General features: G+C 43.9%; 16 protein-coding genes. 12 read left to right on the top strand and 4 right to left on the bottom strand.

Annotated elements, in window-relative coordinates:
• The first annotated feature begins 62 nt into the window (after positions 1-62).
• A complete protein-coding gene (locus GD631_RS21490; protein ID WP_143257862.1) occupies positions 63-1349 on the top strand; it encodes an L-cysteine desulfidase family protein in 1287 nt (428 codons plus the stop codon).
• A gap of 91 nt (positions 1350-1440) precedes the next feature.
• On the opposite strand, the gene GD631_RS21485 is transcribed toward GD631_RS21490, so the two are convergent.
• The gene (locus tag GD631_RS21485) at positions 1441-2019 is read right to left on the bottom strand and encodes an FKBP-type peptidyl-prolyl cis-trans isomerase (protein ID WP_143257863.1); all 579 of its coding nucleotides are present in this window, start codon (positions 2017-2019) and stop codon (positions 1441-1443) included.
• Positions 2020-2499: 480 nt separating this feature from the next.
• Here GD631_RS21485 and ilvD point away from each other — a divergent pair, with 480 nt between their 5' ends.
• The 5 genes from ilvD to ilvC all read left to right on the top strand — a co-directional run bounded on the left by ilvD (position 2500) and on the right by ilvC (position 8576).
• Positions 2500-4299: a dihydroxy-acid dehydratase gene (gene ilvD / locus GD631_RS21480; protein WP_143257864.1), complete on the top strand. Its 1800-nt coding sequence runs from the start codon at positions 2500-2502 to the stop codon at positions 4297-4299.
• Positions 4300-4407: 108 nt separating this feature from the next.
• Complete coding sequence (ilvB, locus tag GD631_RS21475) at positions 4408-6102, top strand: biosynthetic-type acetolactate synthase large subunit (protein ID WP_143257865.1); 1695 nt, start codon at positions 4408-4410, stop codon at positions 6100-6102.
• A 56-nt stretch (positions 6103-6158) separates the two neighbouring features.
• A complete protein-coding gene (gene ilvN / locus GD631_RS21470; protein WP_143257866.1) occupies positions 6159-6716 on the top strand; it encodes an acetolactate synthase small subunit in 558 nt (185 codons plus the stop codon).
• Positions 6717-6721: 5 nt separating this feature from the next.
• On the top strand, positions 6722-7465 hold the full coding sequence (locus GD631_RS21465) for an acyl-[acyl-carrier-protein] thioesterase (RefSeq protein WP_143257867.1): 744 nt from the start codon (positions 6722-6724) through the stop codon (positions 7463-7465).
• A 67-nt stretch (positions 7466-7532) separates the two neighbouring features.
• Positions 7533-8576, top strand: coding sequence for a ketol-acid reductoisomerase (gene ilvC / locus GD631_RS21460; RefSeq protein ID WP_143257868.1), 1044 nt, complete (start codon positions 7533-7535; stop codon positions 8574-8576).
• Between the two features lie 467 nt (positions 8577-9043).
• Here ilvC and GD631_RS21455 read toward each other — a convergent pair whose 3' ends face one another.
• A complete protein-coding gene (locus GD631_RS21455) occupies positions 9044-10930 on the bottom strand; it encodes an AAA domain-containing protein (RefSeq protein ID WP_185911536.1) in 1887 nt (628 codons plus the stop codon).
• Between the two features lie 213 nt (positions 10931-11143).
• Between GD631_RS21455 and GD631_RS21450 the strand changes: the two genes are divergently transcribed.
• The 6 genes from GD631_RS21450 to GD631_RS21425 all read left to right on the top strand — a co-directional run bounded on the left by GD631_RS21450 (position 11144) and on the right by GD631_RS21425 (position 19029).
• Complete coding sequence (locus tag GD631_RS21450; RefSeq protein WP_143257870.1) at positions 11144-13387, top strand: aconitate hydratase; 2244 nt, start codon at positions 11144-11146, stop codon at positions 13385-13387.
• A 3-nt stretch (positions 13388-13390) separates the two neighbouring features.
• On the top strand, positions 13391-14587 hold the full coding sequence (icd, locus tag GD631_RS21445) for an NADP-dependent isocitrate dehydrogenase (protein ID WP_143257871.1): 1197 nt from the start codon (positions 13391-13393) through the stop codon (positions 14585-14587).
• A 20-nt stretch (positions 14588-14607) separates the two neighbouring features.
• A complete protein-coding gene (locus GD631_RS21440) occupies positions 14608-15951 on the top strand; it encodes a citrate/2-methylcitrate synthase (RefSeq protein WP_008650283.1) in 1344 nt (447 codons plus the stop codon).
• A 193-nt stretch (positions 15952-16144) separates the two neighbouring features.
• Positions 16145-16906 carry a DUF1295 domain-containing protein gene (locus tag GD631_RS21435; protein ID WP_008650284.1) on the top strand — a complete coding sequence of 254 codons (762 nt, stop codon included), beginning with the start codon at positions 16145-16147 and terminating at the stop codon, positions 16904-16906.
• A 51-nt stretch (positions 16907-16957) separates the two neighbouring features.
• Positions 16958-18181: an NADH:flavin oxidoreductase gene (locus GD631_RS21430; protein ID WP_143257872.1), complete on the top strand. Its 1224-nt coding sequence runs from the start codon at positions 16958-16960 to the stop codon at positions 18179-18181.
• A complete protein-coding gene (locus GD631_RS21425) occupies positions 18178-19029 on the top strand; it encodes an SDR family oxidoreductase (RefSeq protein WP_143257873.1) in 852 nt (283 codons plus the stop codon). The genes GD631_RS21430 and GD631_RS21425 overlap by 4 nt, the downstream gene beginning before the upstream one ends.
• Positions 19030-19777: 748 nt before the next feature.
• On the opposite strand, the gene pfkA is transcribed toward GD631_RS21425, so the two are convergent.
• Positions 19778-20758 (bottom strand): 6-phosphofructokinase, encoded by a 981-nt coding sequence (gene pfkA / locus GD631_RS21420; protein WP_143257874.1) that lies wholly within the window; start codon positions 20756-20758, stop codon positions 19778-19780.
• A gap of 201 nt (positions 20759-20959) precedes the next feature.
• A complete protein-coding gene (locus tag GD631_RS21415; protein WP_143257875.1) occupies positions 20960-21829 on the bottom strand; it encodes a 4-hydroxy-3-methylbut-2-enyl diphosphate reductase in 870 nt (289 codons plus the stop codon).
• Positions 21830-21835 lie beyond the last annotated feature (6 nt).

Genomic DNA, 21835 nt, shown 5'->3' with positions numbered 1-21835 from the left:
CATTATAGAGTGTTGGAAAAGAAAGAATTTCCTATTTTTGTGGAACCAAAACTTATAAGTCCATGACTGAATCAGAAAGAAGGCAAATTATAGAATTGATTAAGAGAGAGGTCATTCCAGCTATCGGATGTACGGAACCTATCGCAGTGGCGCTTTGTGTAGCTAAAGCTGCCGAAACACTGGGGGCGAAACCGGAGAAGATAGAAGTCCTGTTAAGTGCCAATATATTAAAGAATGCCATGGGAGTCGGAATCCCGGGAACGGGTATGGTCGGACTTCCCATAGCGGTTGCTTTGGGTGCGTTGATAGGCAAATCAGATTATCAGTTGGAGGTGTTGAGGGATTGTACGCCGGAAGCGGTAGAACAGGGAAAACAGTTTATCGCAGAAAAACGGATTTGTATTTCTCTAAAAGAAGATATTACGGAAAAGCTTTATATCGAAGTGATCTGTAAAATGGGAGATACAATGGCTAAAGCCATCATTGCCGGTGGACATACTACCTTTATATATATAGCAAAAGATGAACAAACGTTGCTCGACAAGCAACAGACAGTCAGCGAGGAAGAGGAAGATGCTTCGCTCGAACTAAACTTGCGCAAGGTCTATGATTTTGCACTGACTGCTCCGCTAGATGAAATCCGCTTCATCCTTGATACAGCCCGATTGAACAAAGCTGCTGCCGAGCAAGCCTTTAAAGGTAACTACGGACATTCTTTAGGTAAAATGCTTCGGGGGACTTATGAACATAAAGTGATGGGAGATAGCGTGTTTTCTCATATCCTCTCTTATACGTCGGCTGCTTGCGATGCCCGTATGGCTGGTGCTATGATTCCTGTAATGAGTAATTCCGGCAGCGGTAATCAGGGAATATCTGCTACACTTCCTGTTGTTGTTTTTGCGGAAGAAAACGGAAAAAGTGAAGAGGAACTGATCCGTGCTTTAATGCTAAGTCATCTCACTGTTATATATATCAAACAAAGTTTGGGACGTCTGTCTGCTTTGTGTGGTTGTGTGGTAGCTGCCACAGGTTCCAGTTGTGGAATCACCTGGTTGATGGGAGGAAGTTATAACCAAGTTGCCTTCGCTGTTCAAAATATGATTGCCAATCTGACAGGAATGATTTGTGACGGTGCAAAACCGAGTTGTGCTTTGAAAGTAACCACCGGAGTTTCGACAGCTGTACTGTCTGCCATGATGGCAATGGAGGACCGTTGCGTAACTTCCGTAGAAGGGATTATAGATGAAGATGTAGACCAAAGTATCCGTAACCTGACAAGAATCGGCTCGCAAGCCATGAACGAAACGGATAAAATGGTACTTGATATCATGACGCACAAAGGATGCTGATTTTAAGTATTAGGTAGCAAGTATTAAGTATTAAAACTCCGGCTATATCCGCACGAAATTAATACTTAATACTTTATACTTAATACTTCAATTAATGACAGTGTCCGCCTTCGCAACCGCAGTCGTCGCCACAGCCATCACCGCAGCTGTCGCATCCGCAACTGCAACCACCTTCGCCACTCATCATTTTCACAAGTTCCTGGATTTCTTCGTTGGTAGCAGGACGGCTTTCCAGTATTTCACCTTCGAAAATCAGGTCGGCACCAGCCAACGGGTGATTGAGGTCAACTACTACAACATCCGGTTTGATTTCTACTACGCTGGCATTTACGCGCTGACCGTCTCCTGTCATCAAAGGTACGATGTTACCTTCTTTAATACGTTCGCTGTCAAATTTGCCATCTATTTCAAAGATATTTTTGGGGAGGTCAATAACGTGTTGTTCGTCATATTGTCCGTAAGCCTTATCTGCCGGAATGGTAAAATCAAATTTATCACCTTTAGAAAGAGCTGTTATCTGATTTTCGAAATCTTCGAGTGTTGTTCCTAATCCTGAAATGAATTGAAAGGGATGTTCTGCTTTTGCTTCTTCGAACAACTCTTTTTCACCATCTTCCATTGTATATAGTTTGTATGCAACGGTAATGTACTTGTTTTCTACTGTTTCCATCTGATATTTTTTGTTTCTGATTAATAATTCCCGTAAATACGGGTCTGCAAAGATACGAATTATTTGCTTGTGGTCCGGTATGGGGAGAGTAAATTTCAGATTATTAAGTGCTTTTGTCAGAAAAAGAAAGTGCGGTGTACAGTTAGATAATAGTTGTAAATTCAACCTTTAAGTGATAAAATAGAGAAATAATACCTCTCTTTTCTTACAATTATTAGCTTTTAAGTGATTTTTTTCTTCGATTTGTTTGGATATAATAAAAAAGCCCTTACCTTTGCAGCACGAAAATAAAGAAAAGAAGATATGAATATGTTACATACATCTATTAACCTAGCAGTCTTGCATATTATTCGCGTCGTGGTGGTCCCATCAAGAGCGTGAGAAAGGTTTTGTGTTGTATGTGTTCGTACCATAAAAGATAGAATTTAGAGCCTTTCTCACTTGTGTGAGGAAGGCTCTTTAATTAAAAGATAGATTGAAATGAAAAAGCAATTACGCAGTTCGTTTAGTACACAAGGCCGTCGGATGGCGGGAGCCCGTGCATTGTGGGCGGCCAACGGCATGAAGAAGAATCAGATGGGTAAACCCATTATCGCTATCGTCAATTCGTTCACACAGTTTGTCCCGGGGCATGTACACCTACATGAAATCGGTCAGCTGGTGAAGGCGGAGATTGAGAAGCTGGGATGCTTCGCTGCGGAATTCAATACAATAGCTATCGACGATGGTATAGCAATGGGACATGACGGTATGCTTTACTCGCTTCCTTCACGTGACATCATTGCAGACAGTGTAGAATATATGGTTAATGCGCACAAGGCAGATGCAATGGTATGTATCAGCAATTGCGATAAGAACACTCCCGGAATGTTGATGGCGGCTATGCGTCTGAATATTCCTGCTGTATTTGTATCGGGTGGTCCGATGGAAGCCGGAGAATGGAATGGCCAGCACTTGGATTTGATCGATGCGATGATTAAATCGGCGGACGAAAGTGTTAGCGATCAGGAAGTAGCGAATATCGAGCAAAATGCTTGCCCTACTTGCGGATGCTGCTCCGGTATGTTTACTGCCAACTCGATGAACTGCCTGAATGAAGCAATCGGACTGGCTCTTCCCGGAAATGGAACCATTGTAGCGACACACGAAAACCGTACGCAGCTTTTCAAAGACGCCGCGGAACTGATCGTGAAAAATGCAAAATTATATTATGAAGAAGGAGACGAAAGTGTACTTCCCCGTAGCATCGCTACCCGTCAGGCTTTCCTGAACGCCATGACGCTGGATATAGCAATGGGTGGTTCTACCAATACGGTTCTTCATCTGTTAGCTGTTGCACACGAAGCAGAGGTAGACTTTAAGATGGATGATATCGATATGCTTTCCCGCAAGACTCCTTGTCTCTGCAAGGTGGCTCCCAATACGCAGAAATATCATATTCAAGATGTAAACCGTGCCGGTGGTATCATTGCCATTATGGACGAACTGGCAAAGGGCGGTTTGATAGATACATCCGTTCGCCGGGTAGACGGAATGTCACTGGCAGAAGCCATTAATGAATATTCAATCACCAGCCCGAATGTGAGCGAAAAAGCAATTAAGAAATATTCGAGCGCAGCCGGAAATAAATTTAATCTCGTACTTGGTTCACAAGGTATGTACTATAAGGAACTGGATAAGGACCGTGCAAACGGATGTATCCGTGACTTGGAACATGCTTACAGCAAAGATGGCGGACTGGCCGTATTGAAAGGCAATATTGCTCAAGACGGTTGTGTAGTAAAAACAGCAGGTGTAGACGAAAGTATCTGGAAATTTACCGGACCTGCCAAAGTTTTTGATTCTCAGGAAGCGGCTTGTGAAGGCATCCTTGGAGGCCGAGTAGTCAGTGGTGACGTCGTCGTCATTACGCACGAAGGTCCGAAGGGTGGTCCCGGTATGCAGGAAATGCTTTATCCTACCTCTTATATAAAATCCCGTCATCTCGGAAAAGAATGTGCTTTGATTACCGACGGACGTTTCAGTGGTGGAACTTCCGGATTGAGTATCGGACATATTTCTCCTGAAGCGGCAGCTGGAGGTAATATCGGAAAAATTATGGATGGAGACATTATCGAAATCGATATTCCGGCCCGGAAGATTAACGTGCGACTAACGGATGAAGAACTGGCGGCCCGTCCGATGACTCCTGTCACTCGTGACCGTTATGTACCGAAGAGCCTGAAGGCGTATGCCAGCATGGTAAGCTCTGCCGATAAGGGAGCAGTGAGAATAATTTAATAAGTAGGCGATTTACGATTGAACGATTGGAATTGGATTTGGTATCAATCGGTTAGATCGTTTTATAGGTTACTTCAATCGTAAATAGTAAATAGTCAAATCGTAAATATGAAAGATTTAATAACAGGTGCAGAGGCTCTGATGCGTTCTTTGGAACATCAGGGAGTGACTACCATCTTTGGTTATCCCGGTGGCTCTATTATGCCGGTATTCGATGCCTTGTACGATCATCAAAATATATTGAACCATATCTTGGTTCGTCACGAACAGGGAGCAGCTCATGCGGCACAGGGTTATGCCCGTGTATCGGGTGAAGTAGGTGTTTGCCTGGTGACGAGCGGTCCCGGAGCAACCAATACGGTAACAGGCATTGCAGATGCGATGATTGATAGTACGCCTATCGTAGTGATTGCCGGACAGGTAGGAACAGGCTTTCTCGGAACAGATGCTTTTCAGGAAGTTGACCTGGTAGGTATCACGCAGCCGATCGCAAAATGGAGTTATCAGATCCGCCGTGCGGAAGATGTAGCTTGGGCGGTAGCACGTGCGTTTTACATTGCCCGTAGTGGTCGTCCCGGTCCGGTGGTACTGGACTTTGCCAAGAATGCGCAAGTAGAGAAAACGAAATACGAACCGACGAAAGTCGATTTTATCCGTAGTTATGTTCCTGTTCCCGACACGGACGAGGAGTCTGTACAGGCTGCTGCCGAACTGATTAATAACGCCGAACGTCCGCTTGTATTGGTGGGACAGGGCGTTGAATTGGGAAATGCACAGGGCGAGTTACGTGAGTTTATCGAAAAAGCGGATATGCCTGCGGGCTGTACGCTGCTCGGACTTTCGGCTTTGCCGACAGAACATCCGCTGAATAAAGGTATGTTGGGTATGCACGGCAATCTGGGGCCGAATATCAATACCAATAAATGCGATGTACTGATTGCTGTCGGTATGCGTTTTGACGACCGTGTGACCGGTAATTTGGCTACTTATGCCAAACAGGCAAAAGTGATTCACTTTGATATCGATCCTGCGGAAGTTAATAAGAATGTAAAGGTAGATGTAGCTGTATTGGGAGATTGTAAGGAAACGTTGGCTTCTGTGACGAAACTCCTGAAAAAGAAAACTCATACCGAATGGATTGATAGCTTCAAAGAATATGAGAAAGTAGAGGAGGAAAAAGTAATCCGTCCCGAACTTCATCCTGCAACAAACTCTTTGAGTATGGGGGAAGTGGTACGTGCGGTAAGTGACGCTACTCACCATGAAGCTGTTTTGGTCACAGATGTAGGTCAAAATCAGATGATATCTGCACGCTACTTTAAATATACGAAAGAACGCAGTATCATTACTTCCGGAGGACTTGGAACAATGGGCTTCGGTCTTCCCGCAGCTATCGGGGCAACTTTCGGAGCACCGGAACGTACCGTATGCGTATTTATGGGAGATGGCGGACTGCAAATGAATATTCAGGAACTGGGTACGATTATGGAGCAGAAAGCTCCGGTGAAGATTATCTGTCTGAACAATAATTACCTCGGAAACGTACGTCAGTGGCAAGCTATGTTTTTCAACCGTCGCTATTCGTTTACCCCGATGTTGAATCCGGATTATATGAAAGTGGCCTCGGCTTATGATATTCCTTCCAAGCGTGTTTTCACTCGTGAAGAACTGAAGGAAGCTATTGCTGAAATGCTTGCAACGGACGGTCCGTTCCTGCTCGAAGCCTGCGTGGTGGAAGAAGGCAATGTTTTACCGATGACTCCTCCGGGCGGTTCGGTAAACCAGATGTTGCTGGAGTGCTAGGAGAGGTTGAGAGTTGAGAATGGAAGATTGAAAGTTCGCAATTTAAATTTAGGATTATGAGTGATAAGACATTATATACGATAATAGTTCATTCCGAAAATATAGCCGGTTTGCTGAATCAGGTAACTGCTGTATTTACCCGTCGGCAAATAAATATTGAGAGTCTGAATGTATCTGCTTCTTCTATTAAAGGTGTACATAAGTATACGATAACAGCCTGGACTGATAAGGACACCATTGAGAAGGTAGTGAAACAGATCGAAAAGAAAATCGACGTGATACAGGCACATTATTTCACCGAGGACGAAATTTATTTCCACGAGATTGCATTATATAAGGTGTCTACTCCTGCTTTTCAGGAGAATCCGGAAGCATCCAAGCTCATCCGTAGATACAATGCCCGTGTAGTGGAAGTCAATCCGGTATTTTCTATTGTCGAGAAAAATGGAATGAGCGAAGATATAACCTCGCTCTATGGTGAACTGAAGGCTTTGAATTGTGTTTTGCAGTTTGTTCGTTCGGGACGTGTAGCGATTACTACCAGTTGCTTTGAACGGGTGAACGAGTTTCTCGATGGGCGGGAAGCTATGTATAACCAAAGTAAAAACCAATAAGAATAATGAGTGAAGAAAATAGAATAGGAACTTATCAGTTTGTGGCAGAACCGTTTCATGTAGACTTCAACGGACGTCTGACCATGGGTGTACTGGGAAATCATCTGCTGAATTGTGCAGGTTTTCACGCCAATGACCGTGGCTTTGGTATTGCAACGCTGAATGAGGATAATTACACATGGGTGCTTTCACGTCTGGCCATTGAGCTGGATGAAATGCCTTATCAGTATGAGAATTTCTCTGTTCAGACGTGGGTGGAAAATGTCTACCGCCTGTTTACGGACCGTAATTTTGCTATCATTGATAAGAATGGGAAGAAGATTGGTTACGCACGTTCCGTATGGGCAATGATTAATCTTAATACCCGCAAGCCGGCCGATTTGTTGACCTTGCACGGAGGAAGTATCGTAGACTATGTCTGTGATGAACCTTGCCCTATTGAAAAGCCTTCACGCATCAAAGTGACAAGCGATCAGCCGATAGCTACTCTGACGGCAAAATACAGTGATATAGATATCAATGGTCATGTGAACAGCATCCGTTACATCGAGCATATCCTTGATTTGTTTCCGATTGAACTGTATAAGACCAAACGTATCCGTCGTTTTGAAATGGCATATGTGGCCGAAAGTTATTTTGGCGATGAACTCTCTTTCTTCTGCGATGAAGTGAGCGCAAACGAGTTTCACGTAGAAGTGAAGAAGAATGGTAACGAAGTTGTTTGCCGCTCGAAAGTGATATTTGAATAAATGTGAGAATATAAAATCAATTAATAACGGATGGCGTAAGTCATCAAAAACTAAAAACAAAAAGAAAATGGCACAGTTGAATTTTGGAGGTACTACTGAAACTGTAGTAATCCGTGACGAATTTCCATTGGAAAAAGCTCGTGAAGTATTGAAAAATGAAACAATCGCTGTAATCGGTTATGGCGTACAGGGGCCTGGACAGGCACTGAACTTACGTGATAACGGTTTCAATGTAATCGTTGGTCAACGTGAAGGAAAAACATACGATAAAGCAGTTGCAGACGGATGGGTGCCGGGTGAAACTTTATTCGGCATCGAAGAAGCTTGCGAGAAAGGTACTATTGTAATGTGCCTGCTGTCTGACGCAGCAGTAATGTCAGTATGGCCTACTATCAAGCCTTACCTGACTGCCGGAAAAGCTCTTTATTTCTCACACGGCTTTGCTATCACTTGGAACGACCGTACAGGCGTAGTTCCTCCTGCTGATATCGACGTCATCATGGTTGCTCCTAAAGGTTCAGGTACATCTTTGCGTACTATGTTCCTCGAAGGACGTGGCTTGAACTCTTCTTATGCTATCTATCAGGATGTTACAGGCAAGGCTTACGAAAGAACCATCGCGCTGGGTATCGGTATCGGTTCCGGTTATCTGTTCGAAACAACTTTCCAACGTGAAGCTACTTCTGACTTGACAGGTGAACGTGGTTCATTGATGGGGGCTATCCAAGGTTTGCTGTTGGCACAGTACGAAGTATTGCGTGAAAACGGTCATACTCCTTCTGAAGCATTTAATGAAACAGTGGAAGAACTGACGCAGTCATTGATGCCGTTGTTCGCAAAGAACGGTATGGATTGGATGTATGCTAACTGTTCTACTACTGCTCAGCGTGGTGCTCTTGATTGGATGGGCCCATTCCACGATGCTGTCAAGCCGGTAGTTGAAAAATTATATAACAGTGTGAAGACTGGTAACGAAGCACAGATTTCTATCGACAGTAATTCACAGCCTGATTATCGTGAAAAACTGAACGAGGAGCTCCGTCAGTTGCGTGAAAGCGAAATGTGGCAGACTGCCGTAACTGTTCGTAAACTTCGTCCGGAAAATAATTAACTAGGTAAATTATACAAGTTTATAAAGGGAGAGGGCTGTTCGCTTTCTCCCTTTTTAGTTAAAAAGAGATTTAGAAATGTATAAATGAAGCTTTCCGAAATCTTTTTTCAAAAATATATTGATTATATGGATAAAAAATGCAAGCTTATGTTTATCTTTGCACCATCAGATAAAATAAACAAGAAGTATGAAATAATTAACCAACCCCGAAGAATGATCTACATAACTGACTATATAAACAAATGGCTCTGCTTTTGATTTATCAGAAGTGGTGATTTTGTATGTTTTTTCATTGTGTAAGTTGATATTTCTTGTTAAGATCTGTATCATATATATTTGAAAGTAAGAGTCGTTTATTGACTTTTAAAATAAAGGAATAGTACTGATGTAAAATATTGTTTGTTTTGTTTGTGTTAAATGAAGTTTGGTTTCGTGAGAAAGTGGATTTTGTCAAGAGGAGGATTATTTTAATCCTCTTTTTTAATGAATAACATCAATCTTTTATAGAAAGGATGCTTGGTAAGGGTGGAGGCATCTCCTAATATAACAAGTTTCATTCGTGCCCGTGTAATCGCTACATTCATTCTTCGCAAGTCATTTAGAAATCCGATTTGTCCGTCTTCGTTGGCACGTACGAGACTGATGAAAATAACGTCTCGCTCTTGTCCCTGAAAGCCGTCTACCGTATTCACGGTGATGAGACTGCGGAAAGGACGTAAAAAGCTGCTCCCTTTTATTTTTCCTCTCAAATATTGCACTTGTGCCTTGTATGGCGAAATCAGACCGAAATCAATTCTTTCATCCAATATCCGTTCTTTGCCGATACGCTCGATGTAAGCTTCCAGTTCTTGCAGTAGTAGGTTAGCTTCCTGTTTATTGATGCGTCCGAAGCTTTCGCCTACAAAATCTTCGTGAAAGTCCATCTCTGAAGTATCGATCCAGTTCATGGGAGTGTCGAAATCAAGAATCCCCCGATAGCGTACTTCCGGAGCAGCCTCCAGTTCTCCATGATAGAACCAGTCGGAGGGAAACTGCATGATGGCTTCATGCATTCTGTACTGTACTTTTAATAGAGAGACCGCAGAAGGCTTTTGTTGAACCACTTTTTCCATTAACGTATGATCCAATCCTCCACGGGAAGCTTCTATACATTTGATAGTTGGCGGAAGCTGACAATGATCTCCTGCAAGGATGACCCGGTCTGCTTTGCGGATAGCGATCCAGCAGGCTGCTTCGAGGGCTTGTGCAGCTTCGTCGATGAATAAAGTCGGAAAACGACGTCCGTTGAGCAGGCGGTGGTTGCTGCTGACCAGGGTAGAAGCAATTACGCGGGCATTGTCGAAAAGATCGGCATTGATTTGTATTTCCAACTCCGTAGCGCGGTCGCGGAGACGGCTCATGCGATTACGCATTCCTTCCCGTTCAGAATAACTACCCCGGCGCATCCGGCTTCCCATTTCGCGGATAGATTTGCGGATTCCCCAAAGTTCCGGATAGGCCGGATGGCTTTCAAACCGGCGTTCGTAGGTAGATGAAAGCATTTTGTCGTTGACTCGGGTCGGATTTCCAATGCGGAGCACGGGTACTCCCCGGTCTACCAGTTTCTCACAAATCCAGTCGACAGCCGTGTTGCTTTGCGCACAGACAAGCACTTGTGGCTCCCGGTGTAATGTTTCGTAAATCGCTTCGACAAGAGTCGTTGTCTTCCCGGTTCCCGGAGGACCGTGAACAATAGATACGTCACGCGTACAAAGCACCTTGTTGACTGCTGTTTCCTGTGTACTGTTCAGCCATGGAAAACGGACAGGATATAATTCGCGGAATCCCGGTTTTTGAGTACCCAGCAAAGTGTCGCGCAGTTCCGCCAGGCGGTTGTCTTTGGCGCGTATCGTGTCTTCCAATGCCTCAAACATGGCTCGGTACGATGTCTCGTCAAAATAAAGTTGTACCCCTAGTATACCGTCAGTTTGCAGTTCCGTTAAAGCTCCCGCTCCGGGAAGTACTACGACCATTCGTTCCTCGTCGGCAAAGCTGACGGTAGCGATGAAATCCATATATTTCACTTTTCCTTCGAATGACTGGTGGAAAAAGCAAACTGGACGGCCAAACTCAAAGGAATGCTCTATTTCTTTATTTTCGGTCCGTGTAATATCTATTACAAGTTGATTCAGCGAATTGTAGTAACCTCGGCCAAGAGAGACAGGATACCAGCAGAGACCACGTTTCACTTTACGGGCAACGCCCATTGTTTCGGTCTGCCGCTTAAATTCTTCCTTCTCATATTCGTACTCCATCCGCAGGAGGAGTTGCTGTTGCTGAAGGTCTATAATTGGACTTTTCGGATTATTACTCATTAGTAACTGGTTATATATTTACGATTAGACGGTGTACGATGTATGACTGAAATTAGTATTGTAAAATAACTGTGCATATATATGATTTCGTACTTGACTGGGCGCAAAGGTAACAAATCTTCGTTCCGGGTAGAAAAAATATTTCATTTTGTTAAACATTACTTGAACGCCGTTCGTTATTTTTATAGATAGACTCCAAAAAGATAAAGCAATATGGTATATGATGTGACTATGTTAGAAGCTTTCTACACTGCTTATAAAGGAAAGGTAGAACACGTACGGGCTATATTGAAACGCCCTTTGACGTTGGCCGAGAAGATTTTGTATGCTCATCTGTATGATGTAGCCGATTTAAAAGATTACAAACGGGGGGAGGATTATGTGAATTTCCGTCCCGACCGTGTGGCTATGCAGGATGCGACTGCACAGATGGCTTTGCTTCAATTTATGAATGCAGGCAAGGATCAAGTGGCTGTCCCCTCAACAGTGCATTGCGATCACTTGATACAGGCGTATAAAGGTGCAAAGGCGGATATTGCTACGGCAAGATTGACTAATGAAGAAGTATATGATTTCCTCCGCGATGTATCCTCCCGTTATGGCATTGGCTTCTGGAAACCGGGAGCAGGAATTATCCATCAGGTAGTACTCGAAAACTATGCTTTCCCCGGCGGTATGATGGTGGGAACAGACTCTCATACTCCTAATGCAGGCGGACTGGGTATGGTAGCCATCGGTGTCGGTGGCGCGGATGCCGTGGATGTGATGACAGGAATGGAATGGGAGCTGAAAATGCCGAAGATTATCGGTGTCCGTCTGACCGGAAAGCTAAGTGGGTGGACCTCTCCGAAAGACGTGATCCTGAAACTGGCAGGCATCCTTACCGTAAAAGGAGGAACGAATGCTATTATCGAATATTTTGGTCCCGGAACCGAATCCCTTTCTGCTACCGGGAAAGCTACCATTTGCAATATGGGTGCTGAAGTAGGAGCTACTACCTCTTTATTCCCGTTTGACGGACGCATGGCTACTTATTTGAGAGCTACCGGAAGAAATTGTGTAGTCGATTGGGCTGAATCTGTTGATGCAGACCTTCGTGCAGATGACATAGTGACCGATGAACCATCCAAATATTACGACCGTGTAATTGAAATTGACTTGTCGGAACTCGAACCTTATATAAACGGACCGTTTACACCGGATGCTGCTACTCCTATCTCTGAATTTGCAGAAAAAGTGTTACTGAACGGCTACCCCCGTAAAATGGAGGTGGGCTTGATAGGCTCATGTACCAATTCTTCTTATCAGGATTTGAGCCGTGCAGCTTCTCTGGCAAAGCAGGTGACAGAAAAGAATTTGAGCGTCGCTGCTCCGCTGATTGTTAATCCAGGTTCGGAGCAAATCCGGGCTACTGCCGAAAGAGACGGTATGATTGAAGCTTTTGAACGGCTGGGAGCCACGATTATGGCAAATGCTTGTGGACCTTGTATCGGTCAATGGAAACGTGAGACGGACGATCCGACACGGAAAAACTCAATCGTCACCTCTTTCAACCGTAATTTTGCCAAACGTGCTGACGGTAATCCGAATACCTATGCGTTTGTAGCTTCTCCGGAACTAACGATGGCGTTAACGATTGCCGGTGATCTTTGCTTCAATCCGTTGAAAGACAGATTGGTGAATCATGACGGAGAAAAAGTGAAACTCTCCGAGCCTGTAGGAGATGAACTCCCTTTGAAAGGTTTTGAACAGGGAAATGAGGGATATATCGCCCCACATGGAGCAAAAACGGAAATCAAGGTAAAACCGGATTCTCAACGTCTCCAGCTTCTGACCCCTTTCCCGGCATGGGACGGACAGGACCTGCTGAACATGCCTTTATTGATTAAAGCACAGGGCAAATGTACTACCGACCATATCTCTATGGCAGGTCCGTGGCTCCGCTTCCGAGGACATTTGGAGAATATTTCCGATAATATGCTGATGGGAGCTGTCAATGCTTTTAACGGTGAAACGAACAATGTTTGGAATCGTTCAACAAATACTTATGGAACAGTTTCCGGTACGGCAAAGATGTATAAATCCGAAGGTATTCCCTCTATTGTTGTTGCCGAAGAGAATTATGGAGAAGGTTCCAGCCGTGAACATGCAGCCATGGAACCACGCTTCCTCAATGTACGTGTCATTTTGGCTAAGAGTTTTGCCCGTATCCACGAAACGAACCTGAAAAAACAAGGAATGCTTGCTCTTACTTTTATAGATAAAGCAGATTATGACAAAATTCGGGAGCACGATCTTCTATCCGTATTAGGTTTAGTTCATTTTGCGCCGGGGCGCAATCTGACGATTGTTCTTCATCACGAAGATGGAACGAAAGAAAGTTTTGAAGTGCAACATACATATAATGAACAGCAGATAGCCTGGTTCCGTGCCGGTTCTGCCTTAAATGCAAGATAAAAAATGAGCAAAATAACTATGCAAGCAGATGGTACGTTGTTGGTGCCCGATGTGCCTACAGTACCTTATATTACCGGCGATGGAGTAGGAGCCGAAGTAACTCCTGCCATGCAAGCCGTAGTGGACGCAGCTATCCGGAAAGCCTATGGTGGCAAACGTCGTATCGAATGGAAAGAAGTGTTGGCGGGAGAACGTGCCTTCAATGCGACTGGTTCCTGGTTGCCGGATGAAACGATGGAAACCTTTCAGGAATACCTGGTAGGAATCAAGGGTCCGTTGACTACTCCTGTCGGAGGTGGAATCCGTTCGTTGAACGTAGCATTGCGTCAGACACTTGATTTATACGTCTGTCTTCGTCCGGTTCGTTGGTATCAGGGAGTACAGTCGCCTGTCAAATCACCGGAGAAAGTGAATATGTGCGTGTTCCGTGAAAATACGGAAGATATTTATGCGGGTATCGAATGGGAAGCCGGAACTCCGGAAGCTGAAAAGTTCTATCAATTCCTGAAAGACGAAATGGGGGTGACAAAAGTCCGTTTCCCGGAGACCTCTTCTTTCGGTGTGAAACCTGTATCACGTGAGGGTACGGAGCGTCTTGTGCGTGCTGCCTGCCAGTATGCGCTCGACCATCATTTGCCTTCCGTAACGCTGGTGCATAAAGGGAATATTATGAAGTTTACCGAAGGTGGTTTCAAAAAATGGGGCTACGAGTTGGCACAACGTGAATTTGGCGATGCTTTGGCAGATGGCAGACTGGTGATAAAAGATTGCATTGCGGATGCTTTCTTGCAAAATACACTCCTGATTCCCGAAGAATATTCCGTGATAGCTACCTTAAACCTCAACGGAGACTACGTTTCCGACCAATTGGCGGCTATGGTAGGCGGTATCGGTATCGCTCCGGGAGCAAATATCAACTACCAGACAGGCCATGCCATCTTTGAAGCGACTCATGGAACAGCCCCCAATATTGCGGGAAAAGATGTGGTGAACCCTTGTTCTATTATCCTTTCGGCAGTAATGATGCTCGAATATTTTGACTGGAAAGAAGCGGCTGCTCTGATAGAGAAAGCCTTGGAACAAAGCTTCCTGGACGCTCGCGCTACACACGATTTAGCCCGTTTTATGCCGAATGGAACCTCCCTCTCTACTTCCGCTTTCACTCGTGAGATCGTGGAAAGAATTGAAAAACAAAAGTAACGAATAAAAAACGAAGAAAGATGAAAAAAGAGTACTTGATTTACAAGCTTTCCGAGGAAATGAAGGAAGCTACCCGGATTGATACAGAATTGTTCTCCAAGTTTGATGTGAAGCGTGGATTGCGTAATGAAGACGGCACAGGTGTATTGGTAGGTTTAACCAGAATCGGTAATGTAGTAGGCTATGAACGTGTTCCGGGCGGTGGACTGAAGCCCATACCGGGAAAATTGTTCTATCGCGGTTATGATGTGGAAGATATTTCTCATGCCATTATCAAAGAGAAACGCTTTGGTTTTGAAGAAGTGGCTTACCTGCTGCTTTCCGGACGTCTGCCGGATAAAGAAGAACTGCTTTCTTTCCGTGAGTTGATTAACGACAATATGCCGTTGGAACAGAAAACGAAAATGAACATCATCGAGTTGGAAGGAAACAACATCATGAATATTCTTTCACGCAGTGTACTCGAAATGTATCGTTTTGACGCAAATGCGGATGATACTTCCCGGGATAACCTGATGCGTCAGAGTATTGAACTGATTTCGAAATTCCCCACTATCATCGCTTATGCTTATAATATGCTTCGTCATGCTACTTTCGGACGTTCTCTGCATATCCGCCATCCGCAGGAAAAGCTCTCTATTGCCGAGAATTTCCTGTATATGCTGAAAAAAGACTATACCGAACTGGATGCACGCACCCTCGATTTGTTGCTGATTCTTCAGGCAGAGCATGGTGGTGGTAATAACTCCACTTTCACCGTTCGTGTTACTTCTTCTACCGGAACAGATACTTATTCGGCCATCGCCGCAGGTATCGGTTCGCTGAAAGGCCCGCTTCATGGAGGTGCCAATATTCAGGTTGCCGACATGTTCCACCATCTGAAAGAGAATATCAAGGACTGGACAAGTGTAGATGAAATAGACACTTACTTCACCCGAATGTTGAACAAAGAAGTGTATAACAAGACCGGACTGATCTATGGTATAGGACATGCCGTTTATACCATTTCCGACCCTCGTGCTCTTCTATTGAAAGAACTGGCTCGCGACCTTGCCCGTGAAAAAGGCAGAGAAAGCGAATTTGCTTTCCTCGAACTGTTGGAAGAACGTGCCATCGCTACTTTCGGACGTGTTAAAAACAATGGAAAGACAGTATCCAGCAATATCGACTTCTATTCGGGCTTCGTTTATGAAATGATCGGTTTGCCGCAGGAAATCTTCACCCCTCTGTTTGCCATGGCGCGTATCGTAGGCTGGTGTGCACACCGCAATGAAGAATTGACCTTCGACGGTAAACGGATTATCCGCCCGGCTTATAAGAATGTGCTTGATGATTTGGCTTATATTCCAATTAAGAAACGCTGATAAAAACAAATCCTTTTATTGAATAGATAAGTAATCCCGGATGTGTGTCTGATCATTTCAGGTATGCATCCGGGAAATTTTACATTTTCTCCTTTTTTATGTTCGTAAAAGAATGTACTTCAGATTCTTTCTATTTTTTGTATCGTCGTTTATCTCATTTTTGTTATTTTTGCGTGTTACAAAATAGATCGATATGAGTATAGATGCTTTTAATCTGTTTCTGGGTGTGATGAGCCTGATTGCTTTGCTTGTTTTTATCTCCCTTTACTTTGTGAAAGCCGGATATGGTATTTTCCGCACGGCATCGTGGGGTGTAGCTATCTCCAATAAACTAGCCTGGATATTGATGGAAGCTCCGGTTTTCGTGGTGATGTGCGTGATGTGGATATATTCCGAACGTAGGTTCGAGCCGGTGATCTTTACTTTCTTCCTCTTCTTTCAAATCCACTATTTTCAGCGTGCTTTCATTTTCCCACTGTTGCTGACTGGGAAAAGTAAGATGCCGCTGGCAATCATGTCGATGGGAGTTCTTTTTAATCTGCTGAATGGCTATATGCAAGGAAAATGGATCTTTTATCTTGCTCCCGAAACGATGTATCAATCCGGTTGGTTCACTTCGCCGTGGTTTATTATAGGCACACTGCTCTTTTTCACAGGTATGTTGTTGAACTGGCATTCGGATTATATCATCCGTCATTTGCGCAAACCGGGAGATACCCGGCATTATCTGCCTCAAAAAGGAATGTACCGTTATGTCACTTCCGCCAACTATTTCGGTGAGATAGTAGAATGGGCAGGTTGGGCGATACTCACTTGTTCACTTTCCGGCTTGGTCTTCCTTTGGTGGACGATTGCTAATCTTGTTCCCCGTGCCAACGCTATTTGGTGCCGTTATCGCGAAGAATTCGGAGACGCAGTGGGAGAGCGGAAACGAGTGTTCCCTTTCCTTTATTAGGGACGCTCTTCATCACGATTTACATATGACTTAAATAAAATATCAACTACTATGGAATCTAAACTTTTTAGCCCGGTCACCTTTGGCCCTTTGACGCTGCGGAATCGAACGATCCGTTCGGCAGCTTTTGAGAGTATGTGTCCGGAGAATACTCCCACGCAGATGTTGCTGGATTACCATCGGTCGGTAGCTGCGGGGGGAGTGGGTATGACAACAGTGGCTTATGCTGCCGTGACACAAAGCGGACTTTCTTTCGACCGTCAGTTGTGGTTGCGCCCGTCCATTATTCCCCGTTTACATGAACTGACAAAAGCTGTGCACGATGAAGGTGCCGCAGTAGGTATACAAATCGGGCATTGTGGAAATATGTCCCATAGAAATATTTGTGGTGTCACTCCTATATCCGCATCTTCGGGTTTCAATCTCTATTCTCCTACGTTTGTGCGTGGAATGGAAAAAAAGGAGTTGCCGGAAATGGCGCAAGCGTATGGAAATGCAGTCAATCTGGCGCGGAAAGCCGGGTTTGACGCCGTTGAAGTACATGCGGGACACGGTTATTTGATAAGTCAATTCTTGTCTCCCTACACCAATCACCGGAAAGATGAATATGGCGGTTCGCTCGAAAACCGGATGCGTTTTATGGATATGGTGATGGAAGAAGTGATGAAAGCGGCAGGCAGTGATATGGCAGTTTTCGTAAAAATGAATATGCGTGACGGCTTCAAAGGAGGAATGGAGATAGACGAATCCATACAAGTGGCTAAACGTCTGCTGGAACTTGGTGCTCATGGGTTGGTGTTGAGTGGCGGTTTTGTCAGCAAAGCACCGATGTATGTGATGAGAGGTGCCATGCCGATTCGTTCGATGTCTTACTATATGAATTGCTGGTGGCTGAAATATGGAGTCCGTATGTTTGGCAAATGGATGATACCTTCTGTGCCCTTCAAAGAGGCCTATTTCCTTGAAGATGCACTGAAGTTCCGTGCGGCTCTTCCGGATGCGCCGTTGATTTATGTCGGTGGTCTTGTTTCCCGTCAGAAAATAGATGAAGTGCTCGATTCCGGTTTTGATGCCGTGCAGATGGCGAGAGCGTTGCTGAACGAACCGGGTTTTGTGAACCGTATGAAACAAGAGGAACAAGCACGTTGCAACTGTGGACACAGTAATTATTGTATAGGTCGTATGTATACGATAGAAATGGCTTGTCATCAACATTTGAAAGAACAATTACCTTCCTCTTTACAAAAGGAGATTGATAAACTAGAGAAAAAATGAGTGAAATGAGATGGGCAATCATTACCGGTGCGGACGGAGGAATGGGGACAGAAATAACACGTGCCGTAGCCAAAGCCGGTTATCGAATCATTATGGCTTGTTATCACCCGAAGAAAGCGGAGATTGTTCGTGAACGTTTGAGCAAGGAAACCGGAAACCCGAATTTGGAAGTAATAGCTATCGATTTATCTTCTATGCAATCCGTTGTTGCTTTTGCCAATCAAATTTTAGAAAGGAATCTTCCCATCGCTTTGCTGATGAATAATGCCGGAACGATGGAGACAGGCTTTCATACCACTTCCGACGGATTCGAACGAACGGTAAGCGTGAACTATATGGGGCCTTATCTGCTTACCCGGAAACTGATTCCGCTGATGGTGCGTGGAGCGCGTATCGTAAATATGGTTTCCTGTACATACGCAATCGGCAGGCTCGACTTCCCTGATTTTCTTCACAGGGGGAAAACGGGAACGTTTTGGCGCATTCCTGTCTACAGTAACACGAAGTTGGCTTTATTGTTGTTTACTTTCGAACTTTCCGAGCAACTTCGAGAGAAGGGGATTACCGTCAATGCTGCCGATCCGGGAATTGTTTCTACTGATATCATCACTATGCACAAGTGGTTCGATCCGTTGACGGATATCTTTTTCCGTCCTTTTATCCGTAAACCGAAGAAGGGGGCTTCTACGGCAATCGGTTTACTGTTGGACGAAAAGGAAACAGGAGTGACAGGACAATTATACGTCAATAACCACCGGAAAAAATTATCCGATACATACGTTAATCATGTGAAGAAAGAGCAATTGTGGGAGATAACGGAGCGTGCATTGGCAAGTTGGCTGAAGTAGGGTTTCTTTTTTTTATTTAAATTATCCAGTATTTACTTATATATAGGTATTATACATATCTATATCTCATTTTTGTTGTCTTATTTTTACTAATAAGCAGTCGTGGAGAACAGTCTAACCAGAACAGTGAATCTAAAAATAAAAACTAGAATGGAACGCTGAAGATGAATTACCATATCGGACAGGCGCATACGTTTACTTTCAGTCATGTAATCAGTGATTTTTCTTAAGAATCACAACTTACATCGTTCATATTTCTTAGTCGTAAGGAAGCATTTGCTTTCCCGCCTTAGAAACTCCAGTTTCAACGGTTGAAACTTTGGTTTCAATTACTAGAAACTCTAGTGCCACACGTTTGAAACTAAAGTTTCTCCAGCTTGGAAACTATTGTTTCTCACCTATGAAACTCTAGTTTCTCCTTGCTGAAACTAAAGTTTCAAGCTGTAGAAACTAATTTAGAACTTTGTTCGGTGATAACAAAGATGCTGTCACCGTGCTATCACAGGTTGCTGTCACATTATAGTGTGCTTATAGTCAAATGTTTAAATACAAACAGGTGACAGATGACAGCAAATTTTCATTTTTTAATTCTCTAGTGAAATATTGTGAGATTATATTTCGGCTCAAATCAGTATAGTATTGAATAAATGAAAGAAGAGCGGTGAATGACTGGTAAATCTGTTGTTCATCCACCGCTCTTTATCTTGATTACATATCGATATAAGCTGATCTCCTAAAAATAATAAGATTAGATTGAAAGCTCTTTCAATACAGTGACAAGATCTCTCTTGATCGGTTTGTCATTTTTAATAGCCTTGCTGAACGGTACGTAAACGATTTCATCATGTTCGATTCCAATCATTACATTACGTTGATCTTCCATAATAGCATCAATAGCAGCAGCACCGAGGCGGCTTGCCAAGATACGGTCGTGGGCAGTCGGGCTACCACCACGTTGCAGGTGACCTAAGATCGTCACGCGTACATCGTATTGCGGGTATTCGTTTTTCACACGTTCGGCATAATGCATGGCTCCTCCGGTCAGTTCGCTTTCGGCTACCAATACAATACTACTGTTTTTTGATTTACGGAATCCGTTCTTGATAAACTCTTCCAGTTGGTCGACTTCCGTACTGAATTCCGGAATAATAGCAGCTTCCGCTCCCGAAGCAATCGCTCCGTTCAGTGCAAGGAAACCGGCGTCACGTCCCATCACTTCTACGAAGAACAAACGTTCATGCGAAGTGGCCGTGTCACGTATCTTATCCACAGCATCCAATATTGTATTTAATGCAGTATCATATCCGATGGTAGTATCTGTACCGTAAAGGTCATTATCAATAGTTCCCGGCAGTCCGATACACGGAACATCAAATTCCTGTGCAAAGATGCGTGCGCCTGTCAGTGAACCGTCTCCACCAATGACAACCAAGGCATCAATGCCTTCTTTTTTCATATTGTCATAAGCCACTTGACGACCTTCAGGGGTCATGAACTCTTTACAGCGGGCTGTTTTCAGGATAGTACCACCCAACTGGATGATATTACTAACATTCTGACTCTTAAATTCTTTGATTTCACCTGTGACCAGACCTTTATAGCCTCTGTATATACCTTTGACTTGCAATCCATTATAGATAGCTGCACGTGTCACTGCACGTATAGCAGCGTTCATTCCCGGAGCATCACCTCCGGAGGTCAAAATTCCGATACACTTAACTGTTCCCATATAACAATCTCTCATTAATTAGTTTGACGCGGCAAATGTACAATAAAAAGTTGAAAGCAGTGGTTATGAAGTTTTTTTTCGTATGAAGAAAACATTAAAAATGTTCAAATAGCCTCTTTTTGCTTTCTTTTTATTCATTCGTGTTACTTTGCCGTTTTTTTCTTATATTGCTTTGCTATTATTCTTTTATGAATAAAGCAGTTATTCTTTGATAAGCGTCCGAATATGATTGTAAATCTTCTCCATCAACCATTTCGGAGTAGAAGTCGCCCCACATACGCCAATCGATTTTACATTTTGAAGAAGAGAAGGATCGATTTCTTTCTCGTTATCTATCAAATGTGAATTGGCATTCACCTTCAAACATTCTTCAAACAGCATCTTCCCGTTCGAACTCTTTTTGCCGCTGACGAAGAAAATCAAATCGTGTGTAGCCGCAAACTCCCGGAGCTTAGGCATTCGGTTGGCAACCTGGCGGCAGATAGTGTCATAATATTCGAAAGTCGCTTCCGGTGAAATATGTTGTTTGAAGTATTCTACAATTTCCTGAAACTCATCCAGTGACTTGGTCGTCTGCGAGAAAAGGCGGATACTTTTGTTTAAATCCAGCTTTTTGGCTTCTTCTGCCTTTTCGATCACAATTGCTTTTCCGTCTGTCTGCCCCACCAGCCCCAGTACTTCAGCGTGTCCGCTCTTGCCGTAGATGACAATTTGTTTTTCTTCGTCACTGTCTGCCAGATAGTCTTGTCTGATGCGTTTCTGCAAACGTAATACAACCGGACAGGTCGCGTCGATAATCTCGATATTATTTTCACGGGCAATCATATAAGTTTCCGGTGGCTCTCCATGCGCCCGGAGCAATACTTTAGCATTCTTCAATTGCTTGAATTCTTCCCGGTTGATCGTGATTAATCCCATCGTTTTCAGCCTGTCCACTTCACGGCTATTGTGCACGATGTCTCCAAGGCAATAGAGTGTTTCTCCCTTTGCCAACTCTTCTTCTGCCTTATGAATGGCTGTCACCACACCAAAGCAGAAGCCGGAATCTTCGTCTATCTCTACCTTGATCATAAAACA

Origin of the sequence: Bacteroides luhongzhouii, from assembly GCF_009193295.2 — a bacterium.
Taxonomy (GTDB): domain Bacteria; phylum Bacteroidota; class Bacteroidia; order Bacteroidales; family Bacteroidaceae; genus Bacteroides; species Bacteroides luhongzhouii.
Note: the sequence above shows the minus strand (reverse complement) of the source record. Positions and strands in the feature narration are given on the sequence as shown.

Excerpts from the sequence above, each read along its gene's own strand:
- GD631_RS21490 (WP_143257862.1), top strand. The coding sequence starts at position 63 with ATGACTGAATCAGAAAGAAGGCAAATTATAGAATTGATTAAGAGAGAG.
- GD631_RS21485 (WP_143257863.1), bottom strand. The coding sequence starts at position 2,019 with ATGGAAACAGTAGAAAACAAGTACATTACCGTTGCATACAAACTATAT.
- ilvD (WP_143257864.1), top strand. The coding sequence starts at position 2,500 with ATGAAAAAGCAATTACGCAGTTCGTTTAGTACACAAGGCCGTCGGATG.
- ilvB (WP_143257865.1), top strand. The coding sequence starts at position 4,408 with ATGAAAGATTTAATAACAGGTGCAGAGGCTCTGATGCGTTCTTTGGAA.
- ilvN (WP_143257866.1), top strand. The coding sequence starts at position 6,159 with ATGAGTGATAAGACATTATATACGATAATAGTTCATTCCGAAAATATA.
- GD631_RS21465 (WP_143257867.1), top strand. The coding sequence starts at position 6,722 with ATGAGTGAAGAAAATAGAATAGGAACTTATCAGTTTGTGGCAGAACCG.
- ilvC (WP_143257868.1), top strand. The coding sequence starts at position 7,533 with ATGGCACAGTTGAATTTTGGAGGTACTACTGAAACTGTAGTAATCCGT.
- GD631_RS21455 (WP_185911536.1), bottom strand. The coding sequence starts at position 10,930 with ATGAGTAATAATCCGAAAAGTCCAATTATAGACCTTCAGCAACAGCAA.
- GD631_RS21450 (WP_143257870.1), top strand. The coding sequence starts at position 11,144 with ATGGTATATGATGTGACTATGTTAGAAGCTTTCTACACTGCTTATAAA.
- icd (WP_143257871.1), top strand. The coding sequence starts at position 13,391 with ATGAGCAAAATAACTATGCAAGCAGATGGTACGTTGTTGGTGCCCGAT.
- GD631_RS21440 (WP_008650283.1), top strand. The coding sequence starts at position 14,608 with ATGAAAAAAGAGTACTTGATTTACAAGCTTTCCGAGGAAATGAAGGAA.
- GD631_RS21435 (WP_008650284.1), top strand. The coding sequence starts at position 16,145 with ATGAGTATAGATGCTTTTAATCTGTTTCTGGGTGTGATGAGCCTGATT.
- GD631_RS21430 (WP_143257872.1), top strand. The coding sequence starts at position 16,958 with ATGGAATCTAAACTTTTTAGCCCGGTCACCTTTGGCCCTTTGACGCTG.
- GD631_RS21425 (WP_143257873.1), top strand. The coding sequence starts at position 18,178 with ATGAGTGAAATGAGATGGGCAATCATTACCGGTGCGGACGGAGGAATG.
- pfkA (WP_143257874.1), bottom strand. The coding sequence starts at position 20,758 with ATGGGAACAGTTAAGTGTATCGGAATTTTGACCTCCGGAGGTGATGCT.
- GD631_RS21415 (WP_143257875.1), bottom strand. The coding sequence starts at position 21,829 with ATGATCAAGGTAGAGATAGACGAAGATTCCGGCTTCTGCTTTGGTGTG.